The 12,587-nt window shown below is 52.5% G+C and carries 15 protein-coding genes; 9 read left to right on the forward strand and 6 right to left on the reverse strand.

Features of this window, described 5'->3' with window-relative positions; all coding sequences use genetic code 11:
- Positions 1–208 precede the first annotated feature (208 nt).
- Positions 209–1,159: a hypothetical protein gene (locus tag HP435_RS02610; RefSeq protein WP_173599925.1), complete on the forward strand. Its 951-nt coding sequence runs from the start codon at positions 209–211 to the stop codon at positions 1,157–1,159.
- 294 nt (positions 1,160–1,453) lie between these two features.
- Here the strand turns inward: HP435_RS02610 and HP435_RS02615 are convergent, their stop codons facing one another.
- Complete coding sequence (locus HP435_RS02615) at positions 1,454–2,215, reverse strand: DUF3800 domain-containing protein (RefSeq protein WP_122966639.1); 762 nt, start codon at positions 2,213–2,215, stop codon at positions 1,454–1,456.
- Positions 2,216–2,417: 202 nt separating this feature from the next.
- Here HP435_RS02615 and HP435_RS02620 point away from each other — a divergent pair, with 202 nt between their 5' ends.
- A complete protein-coding gene (locus tag HP435_RS02620) occupies positions 2,418–3,626 on the forward strand; it encodes a GTP-binding protein (RefSeq protein ID WP_173599924.1) in 1,209 nt (402 codons plus the stop codon).
- 22 nt (positions 3,627–3,648) lie between these two features.
- Positions 3,649–3,798, forward strand: coding sequence for a 50S ribosomal protein L33 (gene rpmG, locus HP435_RS02625; protein WP_063229390.1), 150 nt, complete (start codon positions 3,649–3,651; stop codon positions 3,796–3,798).
- A gap of 187 nt (positions 3,799–3,985) precedes the next feature.
- Here rpmG and HP435_RS02630 read toward each other — a convergent pair whose 3' ends face one another.
- Together HP435_RS02630 and HP435_RS02635 are read right to left on the reverse strand one after the other, a co-directional pair.
- Positions 3,986–5,125: a glycerate kinase gene (locus HP435_RS02630; protein WP_173597971.1), complete on the reverse strand. Its 1,140-nt coding sequence runs from the start codon at positions 5,123–5,125 to the stop codon at positions 3,986–3,988.
- A gap of 116 nt (positions 5,126–5,241) precedes the next feature.
- Complete coding sequence (locus HP435_RS02635) at positions 5,242–6,408, reverse strand: cation:proton antiporter (RefSeq protein WP_173599923.1); 1,167 nt, start codon at positions 6,406–6,408, stop codon at positions 5,242–5,244.
- A gap of 299 nt (positions 6,409–6,707) precedes the next feature.
- On the opposite strand from HP435_RS02635, the gene HP435_RS02640 reads away from it, so the two are divergent.
- Positions 6,708–7,016 (forward strand): cupin domain-containing protein, encoded by a 309-nt coding sequence (locus HP435_RS02640; RefSeq protein ID WP_063229484.1) that lies wholly within the window; start codon positions 6,708–6,710, stop codon positions 7,014–7,016.
- A gap of 166 nt (positions 7,017–7,182) precedes the next feature.
- Here HP435_RS02640 and HP435_RS29035 read toward each other — a convergent pair whose 3' ends face one another.
- From HP435_RS29035 to HP435_RS02650, 3 genes are all read right to left on the reverse strand, one after another.
- Positions 7,183–7,317, reverse strand: coding sequence for a hypothetical protein (locus tag HP435_RS29035; RefSeq protein WP_255679197.1), 135 nt, complete (start codon positions 7,315–7,317; stop codon positions 7,183–7,185).
- A gap of 26 nt (positions 7,318–7,343) precedes the next feature.
- Entirely contained in the window at positions 7,344–7,625 is a 282-nt protein-coding gene (locus tag HP435_RS02645; RefSeq protein WP_217365824.1) for a hypothetical protein, read from the reverse strand.
- A 107-nt stretch (positions 7,626–7,732) separates the two neighbouring features.
- A complete protein-coding gene (locus tag HP435_RS02650) occupies positions 7,733–8,146 on the reverse strand; it encodes an Lrp/AsnC family transcriptional regulator (RefSeq protein ID WP_122966634.1) in 414 nt (137 codons plus the stop codon).
- A gap of 123 nt (positions 8,147–8,269) precedes the next feature.
- On the opposite strand from HP435_RS02650, the gene HP435_RS02655 reads away from it, so the two are divergent.
- The 5 genes from HP435_RS02655 (at position 8,270) to HP435_RS02675 (ending at position 12,525) form a co-directional block, all read left to right on the forward strand.
- Positions 8,270–9,028, forward strand: a complete 759-nt coding sequence (locus HP435_RS02655; protein ID WP_122966633.1) for an MBL fold metallo-hydrolase — start codon at positions 8,270–8,272, stop codon at positions 9,026–9,028.
- 161 nt (positions 9,029–9,189) lie between these two features.
- Positions 9,190–9,783 (forward strand): winged helix-turn-helix domain-containing protein, encoded by a 594-nt coding sequence (locus HP435_RS02660; RefSeq protein ID WP_122966632.1) that lies wholly within the window; start codon positions 9,190–9,192, stop codon positions 9,781–9,783.
- Complete coding sequence (locus HP435_RS02665; RefSeq protein WP_122966631.1) at positions 9,780–10,034, forward strand: hypothetical protein; 255 nt, start codon at positions 9,780–9,782, stop codon at positions 10,032–10,034. Before HP435_RS02660 ends, HP435_RS02665 begins: the two co-directional genes overlap by 4 nt.
- Before the next feature lie 30 nt (positions 10,035–10,064).
- Positions 10,065–10,646, forward strand: a complete 582-nt coding sequence (gene clpP / locus HP435_RS02670; protein ID WP_122966630.1) for an ATP-dependent Clp endopeptidase proteolytic subunit ClpP — start codon at positions 10,065–10,067, stop codon at positions 10,644–10,646.
- 190 nt (positions 10,647–10,836) lie between these two features.
- Entirely contained in the window at positions 10,837–12,525 is a 1,689-nt protein-coding gene (locus HP435_RS02675; protein WP_122966629.1) for a methyl-accepting chemotaxis protein, read from the forward strand.
- Positions 12,526–12,587 lie beyond the last annotated feature (62 nt).

The following is a 12,587-nucleotide window of genomic DNA, read 5'->3' on the forward strand; positions in this document are numbered from 1 at the left end:
GTAGCTGCTTCACATTTGACTCTATTGTAGCTTGCCGCTTCTGTAAAGTTGTTGCAAATCGGTAAAAACGAGCAAGAAAACTTAGGAATTATTTACTAGCAACATTTACCCTGTCCCCCTCGTTAGAGATGTATAGAGGGAAGGAAATACACGGGTGTAATAATCTGGCAAGAAATAGCATGCCCATTTACAGAGGAGGAGAACAATTATGAAACGATGGCAAAAGGCAATGGCAGCGATCGCATGTAGCGGCGCGATTCTCATCGCATCAGGAGTGGGAGCCGATCCGGTTCATGCGAGCACTTTCCAGACGCAGGCATATGCTCCGGTAGTCCTGCTCCAGCCTGGGCAAGATATCCCGTTTTCCGTTCAGTTTACCGCTGGATTTCAGGCGAAGGTGACCAACTTGCGCACAAAAGCGGTCACGACAATTGATTTGTCCGCGAACAAGACGAAGTATATGGACAAAGGGATTTATCAAGCGGACGGAAAGCTGTTGAGGACGATGGACGGGTTTACGCAAAAGCTGGTTGAACTCGTGCCTTTCCGCGACGCCAAAGGCAACCTGCGCTGGATGGGCAAACAGATTATGTGGGGATTCAACAACGAGGATTATGTTGCAGTGGCGACCAGCGTGTGGAATGTCGTTGACAACAAGCCGCAACTGCTGTCACTGACGGTGGAAAAAGCGGACGAAGACAACTTGCCATCGCAGGAAGTCTCGATTAATAGCGGTTTTAGCATGCGGGGCGACAGTACATATGTACTGGATACCAAGTATGCCGATGTAACGGGCGATGGGGTAAAAGACCAGATTCTTTTGATCGGAGACAAAATGGGCTTCTCCATGAACCAGACAGCGAAAAATTTGCGGCTGGTCGTGCGGGAAGGAAAAGATCATCAACAGACGATCATCCCCGTGGGCAAACGCGATCAAGGATTGCTGCCAAAATTGGCGATCGCGGATGGCAATCAGGATCAGGTGAAGGACATTTTGGTTACCATGCCTACGGCTGCAGGCAATGTGTACAGTCAGATCACCTGGAAAGAGAACCGTCCTCGTCCGGTTGTGGAGCAGGATCAGTTGAACAATCGCACTGTATACCAGCCGGTAATGGGCGTGCATGGAGAAGCTGTTGCGATGAAAAGACTGCGCTAAAGCGACTGGCGCAAGGAGAAGAGCAAATCCTCTTCTCCTTGCTTGTTCATGAGCCTTGACAAAAAAAGGAACCAGGCATACAATAGAAATCGAGGGATTTGCTCGCACGTTGTGTACGACTAAATCCACATGAAATTAAGGCATTCTGTGCGTAGCTCAGTTTTTGATCTATGAACAGAGTGTCTTAATTTGTTTTGGGCATAAAAGCGCCGGATTGTGGATAGGGTAGGAACAGGTCGCACGTTGTGTACGACCGAAAAGAGGAGTTCGCACGTTGGGTGCGTTCTCCTCTTTTTATTTATACTCCCATGTGATGATCTTGGATTTCAGGTGCCTGGTGTAAAGAGCGAAGAGGGTCTCCTGGTGCCGTTTGCGCGGAGGAAAGCCGTAGATCGCCCGAAAATAAACGGAAGTGATGAAGTTGATCATGTCGGCAAGCTGGATCAGGTTTGCGTTTGTATCATGCGACAATTTGATTTGAAGGTCCGGGTACACCCGGCGATTTGCCGGGTTTCGCAAGGCGTCACGAAAATGGTTGAGTTCGCTAGGCTTGCCGTCGTCACAGATGATGAAGGCGTAAGAATCGGAATGACTCATCTCGTTTGAGAGGCACTTCACGAGTTCCGTATACGCATGAAGGTGCATCCGGTTATGATTCGTCTCTTTTGCCTTGGCCTGATAAAGCGGCTTGTTGACAAGGGCCGCCACCACTTTTACCTCGGCAGCTTTCACCAGAGACAGCAATTCATCAACGACCCGGAAGCGTTGTGCATCTGACAAATTATAGTAAAAATTTTCGCCATCAATAAACGCTTTTCCGTGTATCTCGAACTTTTTGAAGAAATCGATGTGCGGAAATTGCTCGGCGGGTATCCCGTGGATGGCTGCTTTTATATCTTTTTCCAGGTTGTCTTTTATTTTCTGCACTTCACGGTGCAAGTGGATTTGGTGATGGATCGGAACAAGTACGCCTGCATAGCAGAGTACCGGCTGGTTTTTCATATCGTTGAAGCCGTTGTTTCCTGACTCATCCGTGTAAAACCCGTATAAAGTCACATTTGCTCCTACTTTCGACTGCGACATAGTTCGATTATACCAAATAAAGGAACAGAAAGAGGACGTGTTTTGGACCGTGGTGAGTTCGTTAAATCGTAATTATTTCGTTTTGTGTTGACATGACGACTTCAGTTGGTTTAGTATGATTCATAAATCGTAATGATTACGTTTTGTTAAACAAACAGACAAAGGAGAGCAACTGATGAACGATACAAGAATCCCGGTAACAGTGTTGAGCGGCTACTTGGGAGCAGGGAAGACGACATTGCTCAATCACGTTTTGAACAACCGGGACGGATTGCGCGTCGCCATCATTGTCAACGACCTTAGCGAAGTGAATATGGATGGAGCTTTGGTAGCGCAAGGGGGAGGCATTTCCCGCGTAGATGAAAAGGTCGTGGAGATGTCGAACGGCTGCATTTGCTGCACTTTGCGGGAAGATTTGCTGACAGAAGTGGAGCGGTTGGCGCTCGAAGGACGGTATGACTACATACTGATCGAATCGACAGGGATCGGCGAGCCTGTTCCGGTCGCGCAAACGTTCACATATGTTGATGAGGAGAACGGGATTAATTTGTCGCTGTTGACCCGGTTGGACACGATGGTGACAGTGGTGGATGCCTACCGTTTCTGGCATGACTTTTCCTCGGGGGAAAGCTTGTTGGACAGGGATCAGGCTGTGGGCGAGGACGATACGCGAGAAGTGGTCGATTTGCTGGTGGATCAGATTGAGTTTTGCGACGTGCTGATCTTGAACAAGTGCGATCGCGTAGCTCCCGAGGATTTGGAGCAGTTGGAAGCTGTGCTGAGAAAATTGCAGCCAAAGGCGCGCTTGATTCGCTCCGTACGCGGTCAGGTCGATCCACACGAGATTTTGAATACAGGCTTGTTTGATTTCGAAGCTGCCAGCCAATCGGCGGGCTGGATTGCGGAGCTGCAAAAAGAGGAGCACACCCCGGAGACTGACGAGTACGGGATTTCTTCATTTGTCTACCGCGCGCGCCGACCTTTTCACCCGGAACGATTTGGCGAATGGCTTGCGCAATGGCCGGAAGAGGTCGTGCGAGCCAAAGGTTTTTTCTGGCTGGCAACGCGAAATGATCTGGCGATGACGCTCAGTCAGGCAGGGCCGTCCATTGAAGTGGGAACAGCCGGGTACTGGACGGCAGCGCTGCCGCCAGAGGAACAGCAGGCGGTGCTTGCAGAAGAGACGGATTGGCAGCACAATTGGGACCCGAATCACGGCGACAGGATGACAGAGGTGGTGTTCATCGGCATTGGGCTGGATCAGACAGCGGTGACAGAGCAACTCGATGCCTGTCTCTTGACGGACGAGGAATACGAGTCGGACTGGGGTATGCTCCCTGATCCGTTGCCTACAGCCAGCACCGTCGTAGAGATGTCGATGTAAAAGGAAAAAGGAGGAGCGTCACATGCGCGTAAACATTACTTTGCAGTGTACGGAAACAGGAGATCGGAACTACATCACGACCAAAAACAAAAGAACGCATCCAGAGCGGCTGGAGCTGAAAAAATATTCGCCTCGCCTGAAACGCCATACGCTGCACCGGGAGACGAAGTAAACAAAGCGGTCATGACCGTTTTGTTGACCGCAAGCGGCCACATCCCATTTCATGAAAAAAAGCCCTTTCTCATGCTGCGAAAATCAGGTCAGTTCCGGACCGATCCTTCGCAGGCGAGGGAGGGCTTTTTTGTTGAAGGATGGAAGGAAGTTGCAAACAGTGTGAACCAGCCACGGGCCGGACGGTTTCAGCCGTTTTTGCCCAAGGCGTAGACGCGCATGACTTGCTCAGCGGCTTGTTCCAACAGGGAAGCGCCATTCTGCATGGCTTCATCCAGCGTCATCGGCTTGTTGGTGATCCCGATGACAGCGGTAACGCCTTTTTCGTACAAAGCTTCTATGCCTTCCCCGACAGAGCCTGCCAGCACGATGACAGGAATGCCGCATTGCTGTGCGAGCTGTGCTACGCCGCATGGTGTCTTGCCTTGCGCTGTTTGAAAATCGACCTGGCCTTCTCCGCTGATGACGAGATCGGCTCCGTCCATGGCGAGAGCGAGCCGGGTCGTTTCCATGACGATCTGAATGCCGGATTGCAGCTTGCCGCCGAGAAAAGCCAAAAGCGCCCCTGCCACGCCGCCTGCCGCTCCTGTCCCGGGCAAGTCGTGAATGGCGGTGCCAGTCGTTTGTTTGATCACGTCGGCAAAATGCCGCAAATGCTCGTCCAGTGCGAGAACCATTTGCGGGGTGGCGCCTTTTTGCGGGCCAAATACGCGGGAAGCACCGTTAGGGCCGACAAACGGATTGTCGACATCGCAGGCGATGACAAATTGGCACGCATCAAGCCGTTTGTCTTTGTCGCTGTCGTCGATATGCGACAGCCGCGAAAGCTCGCCGCCGCCAAAAGCAAGCGGCTGATTGTTTGCATCGAGCAGCCTGTAGCCCAACGCTTGCAGCATTCCGGCACCGCCATCGTTAGTCGCGCTGCCGCCGAGTCCGAGAATAAAGCGTCGGCACCCGTGATCGAGTCCCGCCAAAATCAGCTGGCCGAAGCCGTATGTAGTAGTGAGCAGCGGATTGCGTTCGTCTTTGGCGATGAGATACAGACCAGATGCTGAGGCAAGCTCGATGACGCAGGTCACGCCGTCGCCAAGAATGCCGAACTGGGCTGCAATCGTGCGTCCGAGCGGGTCCATGGCCTGCGCAGTCAAAACTTTGCCATTGGTGGCATCAACGAGGCACTGCATGGTTCCTTCGCCGCCGTCTGCCATGGGCGAGACGACAACTTCGGCTTGGGGGCAGGCGCGTTGTACCCCTGCGCGAATCGCTTCACCTGCTTGCTTGGCCGTGAGACTTCCTTTGAAAGAATCGGGAGCGATGACGACTTTCATGCGGGACACCCTCCTTTTTTCTTCATGATAAGCCGAAACGACTCGTTAAAGAAACGTCTGCCGATGAAAAAAGCTGCCCCGGCGTCGCGTGACGCGGAGCAGCCTGTTTTTTGTGGTTACGCATTCTTTTTCATCAACAGCTTTTCTTCCTGTCCGTCCTTGTCGGCAAAAAACCACTTCATCATCGGCGGGGTAACAATCGTCGTCAAAAGAACAACGACGATCAAGACGGCAAACATATCGTCTGTCAGCAGATTGTTTTCCAACCCGATGGCGGCGATAATCAGCGCCACTTCGCCCCGCGATACCATGGCCGCTCCGATTGCCATTGAATTTTTCCAGGGGAACCCGGTCATTTTTGCGCCAAGGGCACCGCCAACGAGCTTGGAGACAATGGCGATGACACTCAGGATGACGATCAGCCACAGATTTTCCACAATACCGGAAAACTGCGCAGTTACCCCGATCGAGGTGAAAAAGACCGGAACGAATACCGCGTAGCTGATCGTTTCCACCTTGTGCGTGACTTCTTGCTTGTACGTGGTCAGGCTGATTGCCACACCAGCGATATAGGAGCCGATGATCGCGGCCACACCTGTATACTCGGCAAAGTAGGCAAACAGGAAACAAATAATCAGGGCAGCGGAAATGACGGATTCGGTTACTTGCAAAGGCGCGAATTTACGCAGAACCCATGGAACCACTTTCCACGACAGGAGAATGACGGCGGCGAAAAACGCGACCTTTTTCAAAACGACCATTCCCAGGTTGACGTCGCCGCCCGCAAAGCTCATCAAAAAGGCGAGGGCCAAAATGACAAGAACGTCGTCAATCACAGCAGCACCCATGATGGTCGCGCCTTCCCGTGATTTTAGCTTGCCCAGTTCTTTCAGCGTTTGGACGGAAATACTCACGCTGGTCGCGGAGAGCAAGAGTCCCAAAAAGACCGATTCGATCGAGGATAGTCCCATCGTGATTCCGGCTACATACCCGAGAGCCAAAGGGGCGATGATGCCCGCCACACCTACACTGGTGGAGGATTTGGCGGTGCGCTTGAACTCGTCTATATCGGTTTCCAAACCCGCGATGAACATGAGCAGAATGACCCCGATCTGGCTGATTTCTTTCAAAATTTCCGTGTCAGTGACAAGCCCGAGAACAGTAGGGCCGAGAACGATACCGATGAGCAACTTCCCCAAAACGGACGGCTGTCCCAGGCGCACACTGATGTCACCGGCGATTTTGGAGGCGATCAAGATGACAGCCAGCTGAAAAATAAGCATGTGGTTTCCCCCTTTATCTTTTTGAAAAAAAACAAAAAGAGCCCGTAATCAAGGGGTTTTTCTTTTTGTCAGCTAAAAAAAGACAAAAAGAACCCTATGATGACAGGCTCCTCCATAAACGAAACGAATATTCATTTGCGATACAATTACATTTTAACATAACGGGGAGAAAAAGTAAAGAAACAGTGGCAGCAAGACTGCGGGCATGTCATCATGGAAAGTAAAAAACAGGGGGAAAGTCAGTGGCGGAACAGGCAAACGATACGCTAAAAGTGAGCAAGCACAATGCCGAGCATTACATGTGGGGCGACAATTGCGACGGTTGGCATCTGGTCAAAGGCCAGGATTTGAGCGTCATTTTTGAGCGAATGCCAGCCAATACGGCGGAGGTGCGCCATTATCATGAGCGTTCCCGGCAATTTTTTTTCGTGCTCTGTGGACAGGCCGTACTTGAAGTAGAAGGCGTTCGGTATGAGATTGGCGTCCAGGAAGGGGTAGAAGTACCTCCGGGGGCCAAGCATCAGATGAAAAACGAGAGTAGCGCAGACGTGGAATTTCTGGTCATTTCCCAGCCGACAACGCGAGGCGACCGCATTCATACCAAGTAACACAAGTGGTCATGACCAAGCGCTCCTTTTTTTTGAAGGACAAGATGCTGCTGCATGCGGGCACATCTGCGTTTACGAAATACGCCGAGGTTTTTTCCGCAGAAAAAGACCTGACTGTCGCAGGACGGCCAGGTCTTTTTGTATCGTTGCCCACTAGCGGACACGTTTATTTCCAGTTAACGAAATCGGACATTTGTGCGAATGCGTCTGCCAAAGCGTGCAAGCTTTCTCCGGTTTGGTAAGCGAAGATAGGCAAACCGACGACGAACAACAAAACTTCTCCGATATATTTGGCGATCATAAGATCTACCTCCTTTTGGATGTGGTTCAAGCCGTGCGATCCAAAAAAAGGGAGATGTATGTATCCTTGTCGCCATTCGCGTGCTGAATCCGCCGAATGATGCGGAAGCGCAGCGGTTGCCTTGCTGCCATCGGATAAGTTTCAACCGAGCAAGGATTGATGGAGGGTTGATAGCTGTCGCTCGTGCTCCAACGAAACGCCTGCAATTGCGGGTGGTCACAACGTCTCAGGCAAAAGCCGGACGTGAAGCAACCCACAAGGAGGGCGAGCAAGGCGAAGAAATCATCCAGTGAAAACAGCAGCAGCATATCTTCCACGGCGATCCTCCTCCTTTCGTATCCATCATTCTACTCCTGTTCACATATTCCAGCAACCCTAAAAAGCAGGGGGATTGATTCCATTGCCAATGATCCGATTATTTGATTTTGCCGATAGACAGGTTGACGCGATAGTTGCCGAAGGGCAGGAGATCATCCAAAAAGCGGTTGAGGGCGGACTGGTCAGGGACGTTGATTTTCATCGTATAACAGCCTTCTCCGCTGATGCGATGCGCTTCGAGAACTTCGCTGCGGGAGGCGACGAAGCGAGTAAAGCTCGTATGATCGGTCGTCTTCATGAACATGGTGACCATGGCAGTGAGGGACGGAGCCAGCTTTGTTTCATCCACGAGTGTAGTGTAGCCGGTAATAATACCCTGTTCCTCCATGCGGCGAATGCGGTTGCCGACGGCTTGTCCGCTCAAATGCACCTGTTCGCCGATGTCTTTCCACAAAAGGCGGCTGTTTTGGCGCAGCAAGGCCAAAATGGCGAGGTCGGTTTGGTCTGGCATGGAAATCTCCTTTCACGGTGAAAGTGGGGCGCTGTATTTGTTTCGCGGGAAGAGGCGTTTGTTTTTTACAATAAAAGCAAGCTCATTTCTATTATACGATCGGGACTGGAGGACAGTGAAGAGATGCACATTCAACTTGTTAGACACGCCACATTGAAAGTGGCTTACGGCGGCCGCACGTTTTTGATCGACCCGATGTTCAGCGATGCCGGGGAGCTGCCTGCTGTACCGAATACGCCGAATCAGCGGGCAAATCCTTTGGTCGACCTGCCTTTTTCTGTGGAAGAAGTGCTGGCAGGAGTTGACGCGATTGTGATTACCCATACGCATCGCGATCATTTGGACGAAAAAGCGATGAGCCTGTTGCCACGGAATTTACCTGTGTTCTGCCAGCAGCCAGACGAGGAAATGCTGCTGCAACAAGGATTTTCACAGGTTACCGCCATCAAGGACGAACATGATTGGCAAGGGATTCGCCTGAATCGGACAGCCGGGCAGCACGGGACAGGCGAGATCGGAAAAGCGATGGGGCCAGTTTCCGGTTTTGTCCTGCAAGCCCCTGGCGAACCGACCTTGTACATGGCAGGAGATACGATCTGGTGCGACGAGGTAGGGCAGACGATTCAACGGTTCTCGCCAGATGCCATCGTCGTGTTCGCCGGGGCGGCAAGGTTTTTGGCGGGCGATCCGATCACGATGACAAAAGAGGACATAGCATCTGTGGCGGCAGCCGCACCGGATAGTCACGTGCTGGTAGCCCACATGGAGACGTGGAATCACTGCCTGTTGTCGCGCAGCGAGCTTCGCGAGTTTTTGGGCGAGCACAAACTGCAAAAACGCGTCCTTGTGCCGAATGACGGGGAGATCGTTGCACACCTGTGACCTGTGAGGTAAGGTGTGATCGAAAAAAGGAAGCAGCTTCGCTGACGGGCGGAGCTGCTTTTTCGTCTGCGAGCAAATTCGGGCTTGGCCAGCATTTGACAAACGAGTTGTCACGTAATAAACTATTTTTACGTAAATGATTAATGTCATGAGGTGTTGTTGTGGCGCACGAACAGCTGGAAACGTATATCGTCGAAACGCCCGAGCAGGCGATGGCGTTGTTGAATCCGCTCAGGGCCGAGATTTTGAGCCGATTGGCGGAGCCTGCTTCAGCGGCGGAAGTAGCGCGGGGAATCAACGAGATTCCACAGCGGGTGAATTATCACCTGAAAGCTTTGGAAAAGGTCGGGCTGGTCAGGCGCGTAGGGAGTCGGCAGGTCCGCAATCTGGTTGAAGTGCTGTATTTGGCGATAGCTCGCACGTACGTGCTCTCCGAAGGGCTGAACTGGGCTAACGACACCGTGCAGCAGATGAAGGATCAGGGAGCTTTGTCGCACTTGATCCAGACGGCTGAGCGGATCAAGCGGGATGCCCTCGCTTTGCTGGAACGCTCGGATCAGGAAAAAGAAATTCCGAGTGCCACGCTCGATACGAGCATTCGCCTCGCCAGCGAGGAGCAGCGGGCAGCTTTTGTCGAGGAATACGTGCAGCTCGTCAATCAGCTCGTCAAAAAGTATCAGACGAAGACAAGTGCACAGGAGACGTATCAGGTCATTCTCGCGGTGTATCCCAAAGAAGGAGGCGAGCCGTCATGAAGGCAGAGGCTTCAGCGCCTGTAAAAGCAAGACCAGTCGTTGTGTGGGAAAGACGGGTCGAACCGAAGGCAGACAACGTCATCATGCTTCCGGCAAACGGCAACAACGTGGAACGGGAAGCAGCAGTGACAGAGTGGACGATCGGTTCGAGCGACCAGCCTGCTGTAATCACTCAGGTGTCATCCGGGTTTGGCAAAAGCAAGGCTGCGGCTGTACCGCCACAGTCCGTGCGCATGAGCATGGCAGCCTAAAAGCCTAAAGGATATAAAGGAGGGTTTGGCATGAATTTGATTCCGGTAGTCGTTGAGCAGACGAGTTATGGCGAGCGTTCGTACGATATTTACTCCCGTCTGCTGAAAGATCGCATTATTTTTCTCGGCAGCGCCATTGATGATCAGGTAGCAAATGCAATTGTGGCCCAGTTGCTGTTTCTTGCGGCAGAGGACCCGAAAAAAGACATTCATTTGTACATCAACTCCCCCGGCGGCTCGGTGACAGCGGGAATGGCGATCATCGACACCATGCAATTCGTGGCGCCCGACGTATCCACCATCTGCACAGGTATGGCTGCTTCGATGGGAGCGATGCTGCTGGTGGCAGGAGCGCCCGGCAAACGCTACGCCCTGCCGAATGCAGAGGTCATGATTCACCAGCCATGGGGCGGCACGCAGGGACAGGCGAGCGATATTAAAATCGCTGCCGAGCGGATCATGAAGCATCGGAATCTGCTTTACTCGATCATTGCCCAGCGTACAGGCAAGTCGGTTGAGCAGATCGAAAAGGATGCCGACCGCGACTACTTCATGTCCGCCGCCGAAGCGCTTGAGTATGGGATCATCGATAAAGTCATTGAAAAGCTGTAAAAGCTTGTAAAACATAGACGCAGAGGCATCTTCGGAACTTAGTTTTCGAGGATGCCTTTTTCGTTTGCCCCTAAACATGCGTATATTTTTTTAGCCTGGTTTAAAGAGGAAAAGGACAGGGAAAGAAAAAGGGTGGTATCCGAGTATTTTCGACATGATCACATTCATTTCGACAAGAGGAGGCACTCTTTTGAAAATCAGAACCAAATTCATTCTAGCTTTCAGCCTGATTTTGGCCGTTATGTTCAGCTCAGGCTCATATATGTACATTCATATGCAACAACTGAAATCTGCCTATGAGGAGATGCTCGACGACGGAGAGTTCCTGACCGATTTGCGCGAGATGCAGTTTACCCTCACAGGTCGAAACAATGACGAGCGCGGCTATGTGCTCACGGGCGATGAAGAGTATCGCAAGGAGTTGAAGGAGAAAGCAGGCAAAATCGAAGCGCTGTTTCAAAAGCTGGACGAGTACGAGGATATTACGGAGCAGCAAAAAGCAACGCTGCAAGAAGCGAAGAAACTTTATCAAGGGTACTTGGCCGCAAGCGACAAGGCCGTGGCAGCTTTGGACGAAGGCAGACGGGAAGAATCGATGGTCTATCATTTTGGATTGGAGCGGCAAGCGCGAAAGAAGCTTGATTCGACGGTAAGCACGCTCATGGAGGATGTTCGCCGGGAAAAAGAAGCCGACGATCAGTCGCTGCGTGAACGGGAAGTCGTGTCCGTCAACATCCAGATTGCTTTTAGTGTCGCAGGAGTTCTTGTAGCTGTCGTCATTGGCGGACTGTTGATTCGGGCGATCATTCGTCCGCTCAATCGCGTTAACGAGCAGTTGGCTGCCATAGCAGATGGGGAAGGCGATCTGACGAAGGAGCTGACGGTGTCCTCCAAAGACGAGATCGGCGAGTTGGCTGCGTCCTTTAACCGGATGCTGGCCAATCTGCGCACGCTCATTTCCCAGATTCGCGGGCACGCCCAGCAAGTAGCGGCTGCGGCAGAGCAGTTGACGGCCAGCTCGGAGCAGACTAGCAAGGCAACCGAGCAAATCGCGGAAACGATCCAGGAAATGGCTACAGGCGCAGATGTGCAGGCGCATCAAGTGGAAGAGGGCGACAAGGAAGTGCAGGAGATGACCGCAGGCATCAGACAAATCGCTGCGCGTGCGCAAAATGTCTCGGCTGCGGCACTGAACGCCTCGGAGCTGGCGACGGGAGGAACCCGGACGATTCAGCTTGCGGTAGAACAGATGAACGGCGTCGGTGAAACGATGCAGCAACTGGCTCATGCGGTCAGCGGGCTGGGCAGCCGCTCGGAGCAGATTGGGCAAATTGTCGAGGTGATCACGCAAATCGCAGGTCAAACCAATTTGCTCGCGCTCAATGCGGCCATCGAAGCGGCCCGGGCGGGTGAGCAAGGCAGAGGCTTTGCGGTAGTCGCAGATGAGGTGAGAAAGCTGGCTGAGCAGGCGTCCGCGTCCGCACAGGAAATCACCCAGCTGGTTAGCGCCATACGCGCAGAGACACTTGATGCAGTAACGTCGATGCAAAAAGGCTCGGACGAGGTGGCAGCGGGGATGGAAGGTGTCGCGACGGCGGGCGAAGTCTTTTCGCACATCCGCGATGCGGTTGTCAGTGTGGCAAAAGACGTGGAGAGCGTTTCGGAAGCCTCGCGTACCTTGACAGAGAGCACGGGAAAAGTCGCAGCGTCGATGGAGCTGGTCGCTTCCGTCACGCACACCGCTGTCAGCCGGACTTTGGACGTATCTGCGGCGACAGAACAGCAGCTTGCCTCCATGCAGGAAATTCATTCCTCGGCTGCTTCTCTCGCCAATTTGGCGGAGGATTTGGAGAAGATGATCAGCCGCTTCAAAGCATAAAGGCTAGGATACCAAATGGAATGCTGTCGTGCAGCGAAACACCATGCGCGAAGATGCAAAGC

The organism is Brevibacillus sp. HD3.3A (assembly GCF_013284375.2).
Lineage (GTDB): Bacteria > Bacillota > Bacilli > Brevibacillales > Brevibacillaceae > Brevibacillus > Brevibacillus parabrevis.